Below are 17,455 nucleotides of genomic sequence, written 5' to 3' on the forward strand. Positions count from 1 at the left end.
CGACACGCCGCAACGGCGGCCGAATGCGGCCGATCAGAAGTTGTAGAACAGGCTGAAGGTCGCCGACCGTCGATCGCCCGGCGCGGCCCAACCCCCCGTCACTGCGCCTGTCGTGGCGTTCAGGTTGTTGCGGATGTTGAGCAGATATTTCTCGTCGAACAGGTTCTGCACATTCACCTGCGCGGTCAGCCCCTCCATCAGCGTATAGGACAGGAACAGCCGGTGCGTCATCCAGTCGTCGGATCGGAACTGGGTCGGGTTCGCAAGCACACTCTGATTGGTCGCGAAGCTGCCTTGATAGGTGAAGCCATAGCCCAGCTCCAGACCGAACGGCAGGCGATAGCTGGTAAACAGGCTGGCCGAATGTTTGGGCGTCTGGATCAGCTGATTGCCGGCTTGCGGATCGGGCAGCGCCGCCGAATTGCCGCAGCCCGTGCGTCCGGGATTGGCCAGGCACGCGTCCGAAACGCTCTGCACCACCCTGCTCTTGAGATAGGTGTAGTTGGCGAACAGCGTCCAGCCCTCGACCACCGACCCCGCTGCGCCCAGCGCGACCCCGTCGACCCGTGACTTGCCGTCCAGCACCTGCAGCGTGGGATTGGCCGGATCGTTGGAGGAGACCCTGAAATTGCTGCGCTCGTTGCGGAACAGCGCCGCAGTCAGCTGCAGTCCGCCGAACAGATCGGCCTTCGCACCGATCTCGTAGTTGCGCGCAGTCTCCGGCGCGACATCGCAGCTGTCGGTCACGACGGTACCCGATACCGAGATGCAGCTGAGCCGCACAGTCGCCGAAGACGGCGTCTTGGCATTGCCATAGGCGGCATAGAGGCTGACGTTGCGTACCGGCTTGAAGACCAGGCCGCCCCGATAGGAAAAGAGCGATTCCGAATTGCGCTGCGGCGTGAGCTGCGCCGGCAGCGGCGCCGCGGTGCCGGGCGGATAGAATGCCAGCGGCAGCGAACGGAAGGTCGCGCTGTTGCGTTCCCAGCGAATGCCGCCGTTGATCTCGAACATCGGCCCGATTTCGAACGTGTCGAACGCATAGACAGCGCGGTTGTGCGTCGATGAGCGCGATCGCGCGGTGACGGTATAATTGATCGGGCCCGGATAGACGCCCGACGGGTTCGCGATCGATTCGATCGGCAGCGTCACGGCAGCGCCCGTCGCGGTACGCGGCAGCGATGCGGACTCGATGGCGTAATCCTCCCAGGCCAGCGCGCCGCCGATCACCAGCGTATTGCGCAGGCCACCACGTTCGCCCGTCTCGATCCGCAGATCCGCCTGGTTGAACAGCAACTGGTTCTCCTGGTCGCGGACCAAGCCGCGCGGGCCGGACGGCTGCCAGTTGCCCGGTGCCAGACCGGACGGACATGGCAGGCCCACCGTCGCGCTGCCATTCACGCCGACCGGCTGGCGGCCGGTTTCGGCAAGGCAGAACGTGCCCTGCGGCGCGGTCGTCACGCTATATTGGCCGACGCGCTGCCAGCGGGTGAGGTTGCGCACGCTCACCGCATCCGAAAAGCCGTGGCTGAAGGTGGCCGTCAGCCGGTCGAGCTTGATCTTCTGCTCGTCCAGGTTGCGGTAGCCGAAATAATCGCTGAGGTCGGCTTCCGCCAGCGTTCCATCGTTCACGAGGCTGCGGAAATAGGGCACCCCGAAGATCGGCGTATTGTCGTCCTCCTGATGCACATAGGCCAGGGTCAGGCTGGTAGGGCCACCGATTCCGATCGTGACCGCCGGTGCCACGCCCCAGCGCTTGAACCGTTCGACGTCGCGGCCCGGCACATCGTTGCGGTGGATCATCGCGTTGAGCCGGACCGCTATCAGATCGGACACGCGCAGATTGCTGTCGATCGTGCCACGATAATAATCGTCGGTACCGATTCCGCCTGAGAGGATCGTCAGTTCGTCGGCCTGCGGTGCCTTTGACACCAGATTGATCGTGCCGCCGACCGATCCCGATCCGTTAAAGACCGAATTCGCGCCGTTATAGACTTCGATCTGCTGCAGGTTGAACGGATCGGTGCGGCTATATTGCGCGCTGTCGCGAATACCATCGACAGTGATGTCGTTGTTGGCGGAATAGCCGCGTAGGTTGATCGAGTCGCCATAGCCGCCACCGCCCTCCCCGGCGCCGAACGTGATGCCGGGAATGGTCGCCAGAGCGTCGCGCAGCGTGAGCAGGTTCTGCTTGCGCAAGACCTGATCGCTTATGACGGTGATCGTCTGCGGCGTATCCAGCAGCGGCGCGGTCGCCTTGGGGCTTTCCACCTCGCGCGCTTCCTGCGCGGTCACGACGATCGTATCGCGTTCCGAAATCTGCTGATCGGCTGCATTGGCGGCGTCTTCGGCTGCAAAGGCGGGCGTCGCCGTCGCAAGGAATCCCACGCATGACAGCGCCAGGAAGGCGGGCGTGGTCCGGTCGTCAGCAGCCATGAGATCCCCCGATCCGAATATGTCAGTCCGGAAACAATCCGGTCAGGGGGCGCTATTGCGAACGATTTTCACTGTCAACGCTTAATGAGAATCTTTCTCACATTGATCGAGTAGGCGCGTAAAAAGCCAGCTTCGGATTGCACTGGCGAGGTTGGCAGGCTGCGTATCGGCGATGCGGGTTGCATCGATCCGTGCGACCAATGCGGACAGCGGAAGCGCCTCTTCTACCGCGGCGCGGTCGAGCGCTTCCCAGAAGATCGGCTCCAGGCTAATCGAGGTCTGGTGGCCTGCAATCGTGATCGATCGCTTGACGGGGCCGGCCATCGCGCGCGCGTCCACCGGCCCGCGCCGCGTCAATACATATGCTGTCCGCCATTCAGCGACAGTGTCGATCCGGTGACGAACCCCGCATCTTCGCTGACGAGAAACGCAACGCCACGCGCGATCTCGTCGGCCTGGCCAAGCCGGCCCACCGGAATCTTGGCGACGATCTTGGCGAGCACGTCCTGCGGCACCGCGGCCACCATGTCGGTATCGATATAGCCCGGCGCGATCGCGTTGACGGTGATGCCGAACCGTGCGCCTTCCTGCGCCAGCGCCTTGGTGAAGCCATGGATGCCGGATTTGGCGGCGGCATAGTTCACCTGACCATATTGGCCGGCCTGGCCATTGATCGATCCGATGTTGACGATGCGGCCCCAACCACGGTCCTTCATGCCCGCAAAGGTCGCCTTGGCCAGGTTGAAGCAACCGCCGAGATTGGTGTCGATGACGTCCTTCCAGGCATCGTAGCTCATCTTCATAAGCGTGCCGTCGCGCGTGATGCCGGCATTGTTCACGACGATATCGATCGGCCCCAGCTCCTGCTCGATCTGCTGGCAGCCGGCCAGCACTGCCTCATGATCGGCGACATCGAACCGATACGCCTTGATGCCCGTCCGCTGGGTGAAGGCGGCGGCACGCTCCTCGTTGCCGGCATAGTTCGCCGCGACGGTAACCCCCATGTCCTTCAGTGCGAGGCTGATCGCTTCGCCGATCCCGCGGGTGCCGCCGGTGATCACTGCGGTACGTGCCATTCTGATCTCTCCTGCCTGTTTCACACCAACCTAGAGCAGGATCGAGCGCGAAAAAACCTTCAATCGGCCGCCTGCCGATCGATCCATCCGCACAGCTCGCGATCGATCAGCGCGCGCAGCATCCGAAGGCCAGCCGCGCTGTCGTTCAGGCACGGCAGATAGGCGAAGTCGGTGCCGCCCGCTTCGATGAAGGTTTCGCGACCGCGGATCGCGAGCTCCTCGAGCGTTTCCAGGCAGTCGGCCGAGAAGCCCGGCGCGAAGATCGCGACCCGCTTCACCTCCTGGCCGGGCAGCGCGGCGAGCACGGTATCGGTCGCGGGCTCCAGCCACCGCGCGCGGCCGAAGCGGGACTGGAAGGTCACCACCAGCTTGCGGCCGAGCGCTTCACCCAGCAGCCGGGCAGTCTTCTGGCAGTGGCAGTGGTAAGGATCGCCGAGCTCCAGGGTGCGCTGCGGCATACCATGAAAACTGGCGACCAGCGTATCGGGCACGAAATCCAGCGCCGCGATCCCGTCGCGGATCGTGCTGGCCAGCGCGTCGATATAGGCCGGATCGTCGTGATAGGGCGGCAGCGTGCGGATCGCCGGCTGCCAGCGCATGCGGGCGAGCGCCGCGAACGCCTGATCGTTCGCGGTTGCCGTCGTCGCCGCGCAATATTGCGGATAGAGCGGCGCGAGCAGGATGCGCTCGCACCCGGCAGCCTTCAGCGCCGCGATCCGATCCGGGATCGATGGCTGGCCGTAACGCATCGCCCAATCGACGGTGACATGTGGGCCGAAAACGCCCTGCAGTGCCGCCGATTGCGCCTTCGTGATGGCGGCGAGCGGCGATCCGTCCGGCCGCCAGACCTGTGCATAGGCGTGGGCGGATTTCTTGGGCCTGGTGTTCAGCACGATGCCGCGCAGGATTGGCTGCCAGGCGATCGGCGGAATCTCCACCACCCGGCGATCCGACAGGAATTCCGCGAGATAACGCTTCACCGAGGCGACATCCGGTCCGTCCGGCGTGCCGAGATTGATCAGGAGCACGCCGACGCGCGGGCCGGCGACCGGGGGATGATCGGGCGGGATCATGCGCCGCCGATCGCCAATGGCAGCGTGCGCAGTCGGCGGCCGCCCAGCGTGACCAGCGCATTGGCGATCGCCGGCGCCACCGGCGGCACCGCGATTTCGCCGACGCCGCCCGGCGCCGCGCTGCTACGGATCAGCTCGACCCGGATTTCGGGGCACTCCGCCAGCCGCGGGAGCGCCAGCCGGTCGAGGTTGAACCCGTCGACCATGCCGTCGCGATAGCCGATCGCGCCGCCCAGCGCGGCCGCCATGCCCCAGATAATGCCGCCTTCGATCTGCTGGCGAACCAGTCCCGGATTAATCATCCGACCGCAATCGACGACTGCGGTCACCTTGTCCACGCGGATCGCCTGCTCCTTGGTCACGCGGACGTCTGCCAGCAGCGCGACATGGCTGCCGAAGCTGGAGTGGCAGGCAATGCCCTGCCCGCTGCCCGATACCCCGCCCTCCCAGCCGCCGAGCGCGGTGACCGTGGCCAGACAGTGCGCCAGGCGCGTCTGCCCACCCAGCATCCGCATGCGATAGCCGAATGGATCGACCCCGGCATGGCGGGCCAGCTCGTCAACGAAGCTCTCGGTGAAGAATGCGGTGTAGCTGTGCGCCACCGATCGCCACATGCCGGTCGGGATGCCAAGCATGGCGGGATGATGATCGATCGCGAGCGCCGGGATCGCATAGGGTGGGCGGGCGCCATCGACCGCTGCAGCCTCTGCCGCCGATGGATCGGCGGGCAGCGACGGGAACCAGCGGCCGGCAAGCTCGGCTCCGGTGGACGGAGTCGCGATCTTCGCCTGCCATCCCAGGATCGCGCCATCGGGGGCCAGCCGTGCCGCCATCCGCGCCATCGCCGGCGGCCGGTGCCGGCCTTGCTGCAGCTCTTCGGCGCGGCTCCACATCAGCTGGATCGGGCGGCGCACCTGCCGTGCGATGAGCGCCGCCTGCACCGCCGCGTCGACATCCACCTTGCGACCGAAGCCGCCGCCGATCGGCATCGGATAGATCGTGACCGCGCCCACCGGCAGTTCCAGCGCGCGCGCGACGGCATCACGCATCACGCCGGGCGCCTGGGTCGGCGCCCAGACTTCCGTCCGGTCCGATTGGACGCGCGCGGTAGCGACCAGCGGCTCGATCGCGGCATGCGGAGCGAACGGCACGCTGTAATCGGCGCGGATCAGCGTCGCGCCCTTAAACACCGCCGCCAGGTCACCCGCACTGGCGAACCGGCCGCCTTCGCCGTCCAGCGCTGCCGCCAGCGCCTTGTCGACCGCGGCATCGTCGGCGCGCGGCCCGCGGGTGGCGAAGCTTGGTTCGATCAGGTCGAGCGATCGGTTGGCGGCCCACCAGCTGTTCGCGACCGCGGCGACCCATCCGGGCGTGCGGATCACCGCAACCACGCCCGCCACCGCATCGGCATTGTCGCTGACCGCCGTCTCCAGCACCGCAGCACCCCCGACCGGGCCGCCGCGCACCGATGCATAGAGCATGTCCCGCAGCCGCACATCGCCGGCGAAGCGGATCGACCCGTCGACCTTGGCCGGCAGATCAAGCCGCGGCAGCGATTGTCCGCTGAGCCCGCCCGGCCGCGGCCCCCGCAACGGCACGTCGGCAGGTGGCTCCATGCCAGCCGCTTCGGCAGCAAGTTCGGCGAAGCGTAATTTCTCATCGCCGCGCGTGACGAAGCCTGCAGCCGTGTCCAGCGCCGCCCAATCCGCGTTCCAGCGCTTGCCGGCGGCCATGCACAGCATCGCGCGCGCTGCGGCGCCGGCTTCGGCGAAGCGGCGTTCGAAACCGCGGATCGACGTCGATCCCCCCGTCAGCATGAAAGCCGATCGGACCGCAATTTCACGCGCCGCCCAGCGACCCACCCCGGCCAGCGCGGATGGCAGTGCCTCACCGGCCGCTTCGGTCAGCAGGAAATCATTGGCGTAGAGCGGATTGATCGGCGCGGGCTCGACCGCCACCGTGCGCCAGTCTGCGCCCAACTCATCGGCCAGGATCTGCGGCAGCGCGGTCCAGACGCCCTGCCCCATTTCCGCCTGCGGGACGATCACGACGATGCGGCCGTCCTCGCCGATCTTCAGGAAAGCATTGGCGACATGTTCGCCGGGCGATGCGACGAGGTTGGGACGATAGTCCCGCGGCCATACAGCCCAGGCAAGGATCAGCCCGACGCCCGCGCCGCCGCCGACCAGCAATTTCCGGCGCGAGATCGCGGTGCCCATCGCAGCCGCGATAGAGGCGGTTCGCCCCGCTGAAAAGGGCTCAGGCGGCCAAAGCCTTCAGGATCGCTGCGATCGCGACCGGATCGCTGACGAAACCGAGATGCCGGCATGCCAGTTCGACCGCGAAATCGCGCTCATGCGCCTGCCCGCGCGCGCAGGCGGGGGCGACCACGCCGTCCTCGGCGCTCCAAAACGCCCAAGTCGGCACGGGCGGCTTTTCGGCCGTGCGCACTGCGATGGGCGGCCGATCGACCTTGTGGCCGCTGACCAGTTCGTACAGCCGCCACGCATGGTTACCGCGGGGATTGCCCGAGAAGGGGCTGCCCAGCGTCACCACCCGGTCGATCTGCTCCGGCCGCAGCTTGGCCAGTTCGCGGGCATAGAGGCCGCCTAGGCTCCAGCCGACCAGAGAAACCGGCGCTCCGTCCGCTGCGACCGCATCCAATCGCGCCGCCAACCTTTCAAGCGTATCGGCGCGCGCTCCCAGATTGGCGCCCATGTCCCAGCCATGCGCCGCATAGCCAGCTTCGGCCAGCGCGCCGCGCAGATGGGTGGTGGAAAGATCGCTCGCCAGGAAGCCCGGGATCACCATCACCGCGCGCCCGTTGGCGCAGCCCGGTGCTCGGCCGGCGGCCGAGCGGAAGCGGCGGGCGAAGTGGACCAGCGCACCGGCCTCGCGCAGCAGTCGCCCGAAGCTCGGGATCACAACCTGATCGTCAATAACTGCTTTCATGACAGTCCTGTTACACCATCGGCGCGATCACGCCAACGGCCGCCAGGCCTGCCTGTTCCCGCGAAAGATGCGGGCGGTCAGAAGTCGAACTGAAGCCTAGTCTGCAGCACGTCCACCTTTGCGGTGGTGCCATCGATCGGCGGATCGGCGACCAGCGGCGAATTGGTGCCCTTCGCGCGGATATAGTTCACCGCCAGCCGCAAATTGGGATTGAGGTACCAGTTGACCGCGCCGGTCCAGCTGGTTGCGACGCGCGGCAGCGGCGAGAAACCACGATCGGTCAGATCCAGCCGGTCGTAGCGTAGAGCGAGTTCAAATGCGCCGAGTGATTCGCCGGCCGAGAAATCGTTCCTCGGCCTCACCCGTTCCATCACGCCGCCCTTCACCACCCGCGTCTCCCCGGTCAGGAACAGGCTGCCGAACAGGTAGAAGCCGGCAAATTCGACCGCAGGCAGCCCGCCGCCGCGCTGGATCCTGAGCCGGCCATATTCGCCCTGCAGCGATGCCGGCCCGAGCACGCCGACTGCCTCGACCGCATAATAGTCGGCCAGCCGGGCATCCGGTACTGTCGCGCTGACGATGCGGCCATTGTCGACTCGGCTGCTGGGGCGATCGGCGACCGTCACGCTGTTTTCGGCCAGCGCGCGCACCTCGAACGCCGATGCGCCGACATGCAGGATGCGGCCGGGCTGCAAGATCGGATCGAACGTCACCCGCGCATTGACGCCATAAGCCTCGTCGGGCGTGCCGGGCTCGCGGGTCACCGCTTCTCCCGATCCGAACACGCCGATCGCGGCCGTGAACCGCTCCTCGCCATAGAAGATGCTCACCCCTTCGCGCCGTTCCGCCCCCACGGCGCCAAACGCGTTGGTGAACATGCCGCGTTCGGCAAAGGTGTTGGCGGTATCGGATGTGTTCGGCTCCAGCCCCTGCGGAGTCTTGTGCTGGCCGACCGTGATCTGCACGCCGGGGATCGCGGTATATTGAAGATAGGCATCGAGGATGCTGACCGAGTTGCGCACATATTCGGCGTCGATCCGCCAGGCGAAATCGCGCGCGAACACGCCTTCGAAGCCGAACCGGCCACGGCGGATGTCGGTGCCGTTGTTAAAATCATATCCGCCGCGACGCTGGTCGTAGTTCGCCCAGTCGAGATGGATCATGCCGCGCGGCTTGAACGAGAAGCTCTTGTCGGCGCTTTCGATCAAGGGTGCCACTCCCAGCTTGAAGCGGGGCAGAGCATCGACCTGCCGCTCGACCTTCGCCAGTCGCGCTTCCTGCGGCGCGGGCAGCGCGGCCGGTGGGGCAGTCGGCGCGGCCGCGGCGGCTTCCAGCTCGCGGTTGCGCGCTTCGAGCCTTGCCACCTTGGCTTCAAGCGCGTTCAGCCGGTCGAGGATCGCGGCGGCATCGGGCGCCGCCTGGGCAAAGAGTGGCGATGGCAAGAGAGCGCAGGCCGCGACGCCCAGAAGCATCTTTCGCATTGCCGGTACCGCCCCACCCGTATCCTGACCGCGCAGCTAACGGTGGATCGCGTGCGATGCCAGCCTGTAAAAAGGGGCGGCCCGGCACGGGGGCCGGGCCGCAGTGGTGCCCAAGGGAGTCAGCATTGGGCGGTTGCGGGGACGATTGCCGATGCGGGCAGCAATCGAACACGGACCAATAATAACTCAATCTGATTGGTAGAGTATATGCTTTTGCTTCGCCTTGCCGCAGTTGCGCTTCCAGCGACCTCAGCGCGGCCCGATTGCGCGCGCCGCCCCGCATCCCATATCGCGGACCTAACCAGTACGGGATCAGCATGAGCGATTCGATGACATGGCACGGCACCACGATTCTGTCGGTGCGCAAGGGCGGCAAGGCGGTCGTGGTCGGCGACGGGCAGGTATCGATGGGGCAGACGGTGATGAAGCCCAACGCCCGCAAAGTGCGCCGCCTGCATGATGGCAGCGTGATCGGCGGGTTCGCTGGTGCCACCGCCGATGCCTTCACCCTGTTCGAGCGGCTGGAAGCCAAGCTGGAGCGCCACAACGGCCAGCTGATGCGCGCTGCCGTGGAGCTGGCGAAGGACTGGCGCACCGACAAATATCTGCGCAACCTGGAAGCGATGATGATCGTCGCGGACAAGGACGTGACGTTGATCCTGACCGGCAACGGCGATGTGCTGGAACCGCTGGAAGGGATCGCCGCGATCGGATCGGGCGGCAATTTTGCGCTCGCCGCGGCCCGGGCCATCAACGAGTATGAATCGGATGCCGAGACGATCTGCCGCAAGGCGATGAAGATCGCCGCCGATGTCTGCGTCTATACCAACGACCAGCTGACCATCGAGACGCTCGACACCGCGGGCTGACCGGCGGCATCATCCAAAGGGGAGATCGGATGCGCTACACCTTGCTGGGCAATACCGGCCTGGCCGTATCGCGGCTGGCATTCGGGGCGATGACCTTCACCTCGGGCGACGACCGCATCCCCGCCGTCTACAAGACCCAAGCGGCCGAGGCGGACGAACTGGTCGGCCACGCGCTCGATGCCGGCATCAACTTCTTCGATACGGCCGACGTTTATGCCGCCGGCCAGTCCGAAGAGATGCTGGGTCAGGCACTGGGCGCGCGGCGGAAAGACGTGGTGATCGCTACGAAGTGCGGCATCCGGTCGGGCGAGCCGCTGGCGCAGGCGGGGCTCAATCGCCGCCACATCCTGCGTTCGGTCGACGAGAGCCTGAAGCGGCTCGGCACCGATTGGATCGATGTCTACATCGCCCACGTCGAAGACCCTTACGCGCCGCTCGAGGAGACGTTGGAGGCGTTCGACCAAGTCGTGCGGTCGGGCAAGGCGCGCTACATCGGTTTTTCGAACTGGCCCGCCTGGCGGATCGCGGCCGCGCTGGAGCTGCAGAAGGCCAATGGCTGGGCGAAATTCAGCCATGGCCAGATGCATTATTCGCTGCTGTGCCGTGATGTGGAACGCGAGATCATGCCCGCGATGCAGCGTTACGGCCTTGGGCTGACGGTGTGGAGCCCGCTGTCGTTCGGCCTGCTGTCCGGCAAATATGATCGCGCCGCGCTCGAGGACCCAGCCAACCGGCTCGCCACTTTCCGGCTGCTGCCGGTCGATACCGACAAGGGCATGGCGCTGGTCGATCTGATGCGCCCGCTAGCCGACGCGCGCGGGCTTTCGGTCGCGCAGCTGGCGATCGCCTGGCTGCTGTCGCGCCCGCAGGTGACGAGCGTGCTGCTGGGCGCATCGAAGCAGCACCAGCTGGCGGATAATCTCGGTGCGGCGGATTTCGTGCTGGATGACGAGGCGATCGCCGCGCTCGACGCCGCCACCGGCTATGCGCCCCATTATCCGGCTTGGTTCCGCCCGAACCTGGCCGATCAACCCTATGCGGCCGCGCTCGATCCCGATGTGCCGACATGGCGCTGAGACTTGCCCGGCGTGAGCTGATCGGCGGGGCTGCGGCGCTGGCGCTGCCGGGCTGCGCGACGACCGGCGGCCGCGCCACCGCAATCGCCGCCCCCTCTTGCCTGCCGCGCGTGAACGTCTCCGCCGATCGCGTGATCCGCACCGTCGCCGGGCTGCGCCCGTTCCGCCCGAGCGGATATCGGGTCGCGGTCGAGCCGCTGGCGGACAAGCGCATCGTCCACAATTACGGCCATGGCGGTGCCGGCATTTCGCTGAGCTGGGGATCGTCGCGCGAAGCGGTCGCGCTGGGCCTGCCCGGCCATAGCGGGCCGGTGGCGGTGCTGGGCGCGGGCGTGATGGCGCTTTCCACCGCACGGCTGGTGCAGGAGGCGGGCTTGCCCGTCACGCTCTATGCAGAAGCGCTGCCGCCGCACACGACATCAAACATCGCTGGCGGCCAAATCCTCGCCTACGGCCATTATGAAGAGGATCGGGTCGATGCCGGCTTCGTCGCGCGATCCGAAGCGGCGGCCGACTATACCCGCCGCCGCCTGCAGATCATGATCGGCGATGATTACGGCATCCGCTGGCTGCCGACTTATGATCAGGGCAGCGACGGCACGATCACCACCCCCGTGCCCGGCTTTCCCGACCGTCGGGCGCTGCGTCCCGACGAGCATCCGATGCCAATCGAGCGCGTCGTCCGCTATAACATCCTATACGTAGAAACCGGCCGCTATCTGCGCCAGATGCTGCGCGACGTGCAGGTGGCGGGAGGCGCGGTGCGGGTACGCCGGTTCGCGACGCCTGCCGATGTCGCCGCGCTGCCCGAGCGGCTGGTGTTCAATTGCACCGGGCTCGGCGCAGGCGCGCTGTTCGGCGATACGGAGATCATGCCGGTCCGTGGCCAGCTGGCAGTGCTGCTGCCGCAGCCCGAGGTGCAATATGCCTATACCGGGCGCGCCGGATACATGTTCCCGCGCGCGGACGGCATCCTGCTGGGCGGCACCTATGAACGTGGCGAGTGGCGGGCCGAGCCGGACCCCGCCGCGATCGCCCGCATCGTCGAGCGGCACCGAGACTTCCAGGCTGGCTGGCGCTGTTGATCGCGCGGGCCCGCGCACCGATATGCCGCTTTCCCCTCCCCTTCCCCACAGAGGCCGATGAACAGCTCCCTGACCCCGAAGGCGATCGTCGCCGCGCTCGATGCCCATATCGTCGGCCAGTCCGCCGCCAAGCGCGCGGTGGCGGTGGCGCTGCGCAATCGCTGGCGCCGGCAACGGCTGGGCGATGACCTGCGCGACGAGGTTTCGCCCAAGAACATCCTGATGATCGGCCCCACCGGCTGCGGCAAGACCGAGATCAGCCGCCGCCTCGCGAAGCTGGCCGACGCACCGTTCGTGAAGGTGGAAGCCACCAAGTTCACCGAGGTCGGCTATGTCGGCCGCGATGTCGAGCAGATCGCGCGCGATCTGGTCGAGGAAGCGGTGCGGCTGGAAAAGGAGCGTCGCCGCGCGGCAGTGAAGGACAAGGCCGAGGAAGCCGCACTTGCTCGCCTGCTCGACGCGCTCGTCGGCAAGGACGCCAGCGAGGCGACCCGCGCCTCCTTCACCCAGCGGTTCCGCGACGGCCATCTCGACGATCGAGAGATCGAGCTCGAACTCGAGGATTCGGGCGGGGCGCCGATGGAGATCCCTGGCATGGGTGGCCAGATCGGCATGATCAACCTTGGCGACATGCTCGGCAAGCTGGGTGGCGGCCGGATGAAGCGGCGCAAGCTGCCGGTGCGGGCGGCCTGGACCAAGCTGGTCGACGAGGAGGCCGACAAGCGGCTCGATCAGGATGAAGTCAGCCGATCCGCGCTGGCCGACGCGGAGGCGAACGGCATCGTCTTCCTGGACGAGATCGACAAGATCGCGGTCAGCGACGTGCGCGGCGGATCGGTTAGCCGCGAAGGCGTGCAGCGCGATCTGCTGCCCCTGATCGAAGGCACCACCGTCGCCACGAAATATGGGCCGATGAAGACCGACCATATCCTGTTCATCGCGTCGGGTGCCTTCCACGTCGCCAAGCCCAGCGACCTGCTGCCCGAGCTGCAGGGCCGGCTGCCCATCCGGGTCGAGCTGACCGCGCTGACCGAAGATGATTTCGTGCGCATCCTGAAAGACACGCGCGCCTCGCTTACCGAACAATATCGCGCGCTGATCGGCACGGAGGGCGTGACGATCGACTTCACAGACGACGGCATCCGCGCGATCGCCCGCACCGCGGCCGAAGTGAATGGGCAGGTCGAGAATATCGGCGCGCGCCGGCTTTCGACCGTGATGGAGAAGCTCCTCGAGGATGTCAGCTTCGATGCAGAGGATCGCGGCGGCCAGACCGTCACCGTCGATGCGGCCTATGTCGATGCCCAGCTGAAGGAAGTGGCCCGCAACACCGACCTCAGCAAATATATCCTCTGACCGCCGACACGCTTGACGACTACGCTTGTAATCGCTTAAGACTACAAGCGTAGTCACTAGAGGGTGCGATGTCCGAGCGAATCAGCGAAGCCGAGCATGCGATTATGGAGGTGCTGTGGGCGGACGCCCCGCTCACCGCCAGCGACGTGACCGAGCGGATCGATCCGGCCAGGGGCTGGAGCGACCGCACCGTCAAGACCATGCTCGGTCGCCTGCTCGCCAAGGGGGCCCTCGCGCATGAAGAGGACGGCCGGCGCTATCTGTACAGGCCCGCCGTGCGCCGCGAGGATTACGTGACGCAGGAATCGCGCAAGCTGGTCGATCGGCTGTTCGGCGGCCGCGCCGCCCCGCTGGTCGCGCATCTGGCCGGGCAGAACCGGCTTTCGGCGAAGGACATCGCCGATCTCGAGGCCTTGCTGAAGGATCTCAAGTCATGAGCAGCTTTTCGGAATGGGCCGGCGGCACGCTGGTCGCGACGACGCTCCTGCTGATGCTGGCGCTGGCCGCGCGCGGCCCCGTTGCCCGCGCGTTCGGGGCGAAGGCCGCTTATGCGCTCTGGCTGCTGCCATTGCTGCGGATGATGCTGCCGCCGGTTCCGGCCGGCTGGCTGCCGTTTGGCAATGGCATCACGTTCGATCCGGCGGTGGGGGTCGGCATTCTGTCCGATGCGGCGATCACTAGCGCGGCAACTGCTGCGGTGCCGATGACCGATGCCGCGCTGCCTGCCCTCGACGCTGCCGCGATCGCCCCTCCGGTCGACTGGGCGACCCCGCTGATCGTGGTCTGGCTGGCCGGCGCCGCGTTGTTCTTCGGCTGGCAAATCCTGACCTATCGCCGCTTCGTGCGATCTGCACTGGATGGATCCCACCGACTGACCCGCGCGGCCGGCATTGATATCCATATCTGCCCCGCGGTCGATGGCCCGATGGCGACCGGCCTGATGCATCGCCGGATCCTGCTGCCCGCCGACTTCACGATCCGCTTCACGCCGGAGGAGCGCCGGCTGGCGCTGGCGCATGAGACCGCGCATCACTGCCGCGGTGATCTGGCCGCCAATTTCGTCGCGCTGGCGCTGCTTTCGCTGCACTGGTTCAACCCGGTCGCCCATTTCGCCTATCGCGCCTTCCGCGACGACCAGGAAGCCGCCTGCGACACGACCGTGCTGGATGCCGAAAGCAGCGACCGCCGTGCCGCCTATGGCACCGCGATCCTGAAATCGGCCGCCTCGCGATCGGCAAGCGCCGCCTGCGCGCTCAGCCATGGTGAAGCGCTGAAGCGGCGGATGCAGATCATGATCGCCCGGCGTGGCCGCGGCCCGCGCGCCATCGGCTATGCGCTGGCGCTGACGATGGTTGCAGGCGGGCTGGCCGCCAGCGCCTCCACGCTGCCGCCGGTGCCGATCCCGCCGCTGGCACCGATGGCTCCGATCGAGCCGATGCCGCCGCTCGCCCCGATCGCCCCCGTCGCCCCTGTCGCCCCGATCTCTCCCCCCGCGATCGCCGCGCCGGTCACGCCGGTCACGCCGATCGCCGCCGGCGACCGGGCCCGCGCCGCTGCCGATCAGGCGATGGCCCGCGCCGACCGTGCGCTGGCCCGTGCCGACCGCGCCCGGATCGTGGCCGATCGCAGCCGCGCGCGTGCCGATCGCGCCCTGGCCGCACGCGGCCTGCCGCCGGTCAGCTCGGCGGAGTTTGGTCCGGCTCTCGATCGCCAGATCCGGGATGAGATCGACCGCGCCGATATCGATGGCCAGGTCACCCGCGCGCTGCGTGCGGCGGAAGTCGCCCGCCGTGCCGCGCCCGATCGCGCCGAAGCGCTGGCGATGGCCGAACAGGCGCGCGCGATCGGGGCGCAGGCTCGTGCGATTGGGCTTGCCGAAGGTCGCCGCGCCCATGCAGAAGCCATGGCGGAAGCGCGTGCCGCCCGGGCGGCCGCACGGATCGATGCGGCACAGGCCCGCGCCGAAGCCGCGCGGGCCCGCGCGGAGGCGCTGGCCGACTGATCGGCTGATCGGCTGATCGGGCGGAGCGACGGGGTGGCGCGATTGCCACACCCGTCGCGGATCATGCTGCGAAACCGCCTGAGGGCTTGTCGCACTCGGCAGGAGGATTATCCCTTACGTCAACGGCAACCTGCAGCCAGAAGCCGGTGCCGAACGGGAGAGAGATGATGCCGAGCGAGTTTCGCCTTGCGCTGCGCCTGCTGACGGCCGGCGCCGCCCTGGCCGCCACCCCCGCGCTAGCCCAGATCACGCCGACGACGTTGCCCGCCGCCCCCGCCACCGGAGTCGACATTACCGGCCCGTCCTTCGATCGGGTCGTGGCGTTCGGAGACAGCTATGCCGACATCGGCAACCTGTTCCGGTTGACCGGCCAGCCGGTGCCGGCAGTCTATCCGACCGGGCGCTTCTCCGGCGGCACCAATTTCGTCGATACGCTATCCACCTATTACGGCACGCCGCAGGTAAACTATGCGATCGGTGGATCGCAGGCCGGATCGACCAACGTGGTCGCCCCCGGCGTGCCCGGCTTCCAGCAGCAGTGGCAGAGCTTCGTCGGCACCGGGCAGAGCTTCGGCGCGCGCGATCTGCTGGCAGTGTCGATCGGCGGCAACGATGCCCGCGCCTATCGCCTTTCGGGCGGAACGCTGGCCGGAGTCGATGCGGCAGCGACGGTCGTCGCCGCACAGGCAAGCGCCGGGATCAACGCGCTGGTCGGCCGCGGCGCGCGCACCGTGGTGTTCACGGCAGGCGATGTCGGCCAACTGCCCGAAGCGATCGGCCAGGCCAATGCCTCGATCGGCACCGCATTCAGCCGCGCCTATAACAGCCGGATGCAATCCACGCTGTCGACGATCGCGGCATCCGGCGTGACGGTGGCCTATGTCGATATCACCACGATCGGCGATGTGGTGCGCGCCAACCCGGCGCGGTTCGGCTTCGCCGATGTCGTCAATGCCTGCCCCGGCGCGGCCTGCGTCGCCAGCCCGACGCTGCAGAGCCAGTATTTCTTCTATGTCGACGGTGTTCATCTGACGTCGTCTGCATTCACGCTGGTCGGCCAATATGCGATCAACCAGCTCACAGCCCCGTACAGCTTCCGTGCCGCGGCCGATCTGCCGCAGAAATCCGCACAGGCGTTCCAGCGCGTGCTGGACGGCCGGACCGATCTGGCGCGCGGGCGCGACGGCGCGGCCGGGCTGGCCGCCTGGCTGGTCTTCACCGGCTATCGCGGCGACCGCGATGCCGATGCCAGCAGCGATGCCTATGACTATGATGCGACCGGTGCGGCCGGCGGCGTCGAATTCAGTGGCGAGAACAGCATCTTCGGCGTCGGCGTCGGCTATACCCGCGGTAAGGCGCAAGGCTTCGGCGCGACCCGGATCCGGGCGGACAGCTATTCGATCGGCGGCTATGCCGGCTTCGATCAGGGCGGCATCTTCGCTCAGGGCCATGGCGGCTACAGCAAGCACAAGCTGGATCTGCGCCGGCAGGGCGTGATGGATCCGCTGGTCGCCAGCCCCGATGCCGACACGGTCGGCCTGGGCGGACGCGCGGGCTTCCTGTTTGGCAGCGAGACGACGCGGTTCGGCCCGGTCGTCGGCGCGGCTTATGCCAGGACCAAGGTCGACGGCTACACCGAAACGGGCGATCCCGCCGCATCGCTGATCGTGTCCCGCCAGCGGCTGAAGGCACTGGTCGGCACCGCAGGCGCGGAGCTGCGGCATCGTTTCTCGGATGGCGTGATGCCGTGGATCCGGGTTAGCGCCGCCAAGGATTTCGAAGGCGACGGCCGTCTGATCCGCTATGCGCCGACGACTGCGCCGACCATCGTCAACAGCTTCGGCATCCCGCGTACCTCACGCGATGTCTATGGCGAGGTTGCAGGCGGTCTGTCCGCGGCGATCGGCGGTGGCGTTTCGCTCGATCTCGATCTCAAGGGCAGCTTCGCGCGCGACGAGGGCGATGACGCCAGCCTGTTCGCAGGCGTTCGCGTGGCTTTCTGATCGGGAGCTGCAAGCGGTCAACCTGCGCCGTTCGTGCTGAGCCCGT

Annotated in this window: 14 protein-coding genes; 7 read left to right on the forward strand and 7 right to left on the reverse strand. The window is 67.3% G+C overall.

Going from position 1 to position 17,455, the window contains the following annotated elements; translation table 11 throughout:
• Window positions 1-33 precede the first annotated feature (33 nt).
• The 7 genes from ABC347_RS06445 to ABC347_RS06475 all read right to left on the reverse strand — a co-directional run bounded on the left by ABC347_RS06445 (window position 34) and on the right by ABC347_RS06475 (window position 9,018).
• A complete protein-coding gene (locus tag ABC347_RS06445; protein WP_413244908.1) occupies window positions 34-2,436 on the reverse strand; it encodes a TonB-dependent receptor in 2,403 nt (800 codons plus the stop codon).
• An 81-nt stretch (window positions 2,437-2,517) separates the two neighbouring features.
• The gene (locus ABC347_RS06450; protein WP_413244909.1) at window positions 2,518-2,760 is read right to left on the reverse strand and encodes a ribbon-helix-helix domain-containing protein; all 243 of its coding nucleotides are present in this window, start codon (window positions 2,758-2,760) and stop codon (window positions 2,518-2,520) included.
• A gap of 29 nt (window positions 2,761-2,789) precedes the next feature.
• Window positions 2,790-3,512, reverse strand: a complete 723-nt coding sequence (gene phbB / locus ABC347_RS06455; protein WP_413244910.1) for an acetoacetyl-CoA reductase — start codon at window positions 3,510-3,512, stop codon at window positions 2,790-2,792.
• A 59-nt stretch (window positions 3,513-3,571) separates the two neighbouring features.
• A complete protein-coding gene (hemH, locus tag ABC347_RS06460) occupies window positions 3,572-4,585 on the reverse strand; it encodes a ferrochelatase (RefSeq protein ID WP_413244911.1) in 1,014 nt (337 codons plus the stop codon).
• On the reverse strand, window positions 4,582-6,804 hold the full coding sequence (locus tag ABC347_RS06465) for a xanthine dehydrogenase family protein molybdopterin-binding subunit (RefSeq protein ID WP_413244912.1): 2,223 nt from the start codon (window positions 6,802-6,804) through the stop codon (window positions 4,582-4,584). The genes hemH and ABC347_RS06465 overlap by 4 nt, the downstream gene beginning before the upstream one ends.
• Window positions 6,805-6,844: 40 nt before the next feature.
• Window positions 6,845-7,537, reverse strand: coding sequence for an esterase/lipase family protein (locus ABC347_RS06470; RefSeq protein WP_413244913.1), 693 nt, complete (start codon window positions 7,535-7,537; stop codon window positions 6,845-6,847).
• A 77-nt stretch (window positions 7,538-7,614) separates the two neighbouring features.
• On the reverse strand, window positions 7,615-9,018 hold the full coding sequence (locus ABC347_RS06475; RefSeq protein ID WP_413244914.1) for an OprO/OprP family phosphate-selective porin: 1,404 nt from the start codon (window positions 9,016-9,018) through the stop codon (window positions 7,615-7,617).
• 317 nt (window positions 9,019-9,335) lie between these two features.
• Here ABC347_RS06475 and hslV point away from each other — a divergent pair, with 317 nt between their 5' ends.
• The 7 genes from hslV (at window position 9,336) to ABC347_RS06510 (ending at window position 17,409) form a co-directional block, all read left to right on the forward strand.
• A complete protein-coding gene (hslV, locus tag ABC347_RS06480) occupies window positions 9,336-9,887 on the forward strand; it encodes an ATP-dependent protease subunit HslV (RefSeq protein WP_413244915.1) in 552 nt (183 codons plus the stop codon).
• Window positions 9,888-9,916: 29 nt separating this feature from the next.
• Complete coding sequence (locus tag ABC347_RS06485) at window positions 9,917-10,963, forward strand: aldo/keto reductase (RefSeq protein ID WP_413244916.1); 1,047 nt, start codon at window positions 9,917-9,919, stop codon at window positions 10,961-10,963.
• Complete coding sequence (locus tag ABC347_RS06490) at window positions 10,954-12,048, forward strand: FAD-dependent oxidoreductase (protein ID WP_413244917.1); 1,095 nt, start codon at window positions 10,954-10,956, stop codon at window positions 12,046-12,048. The genes ABC347_RS06485 and ABC347_RS06490 overlap by 10 nt, the downstream gene beginning before the upstream one ends.
• Before the next feature lie 57 nt (window positions 12,049-12,105).
• Window positions 12,106-13,404, forward strand: coding sequence for an ATP-dependent protease ATPase subunit HslU (hslU, locus tag ABC347_RS06495; RefSeq protein ID WP_413244918.1), 1,299 nt, complete (start codon window positions 12,106-12,108; stop codon window positions 13,402-13,404).
• 68 nt (window positions 13,405-13,472) lie between these two features.
• Window positions 13,473-13,841 (forward strand): BlaI/MecI/CopY family transcriptional regulator, encoded by a 369-nt coding sequence (locus ABC347_RS06500; protein WP_413244919.1) that lies wholly within the window; start codon window positions 13,473-13,475, stop codon window positions 13,839-13,841.
• On the forward strand, window positions 13,838-15,406 hold the full coding sequence (locus ABC347_RS06505; RefSeq protein WP_413244920.1) for a M56 family metallopeptidase: 1,569 nt from the start codon (window positions 13,838-13,840) through the stop codon (window positions 15,404-15,406). The genes ABC347_RS06500 and ABC347_RS06505 overlap by 4 nt, the downstream gene beginning before the upstream one ends.
• A 167-nt stretch (window positions 15,407-15,573) precedes the next feature.
• Window positions 15,574-17,409 carry an autotransporter domain-containing protein gene (locus ABC347_RS06510; protein WP_413244921.1) on the forward strand — a complete coding sequence of 612 codons (1,836 nt, stop codon included), beginning with the start codon at window positions 15,574-15,576 and terminating at the stop codon, window positions 17,407-17,409.
• Window positions 17,410-17,455: the final 46 nt, after the last annotated feature.

The organism is Sphingomonas canaveralia, from assembly GCF_047238125.1.
Classification (GTDB): domain Bacteria; phylum Pseudomonadota; class Alphaproteobacteria; order Sphingomonadales; family Sphingomonadaceae; genus JBDFMH01.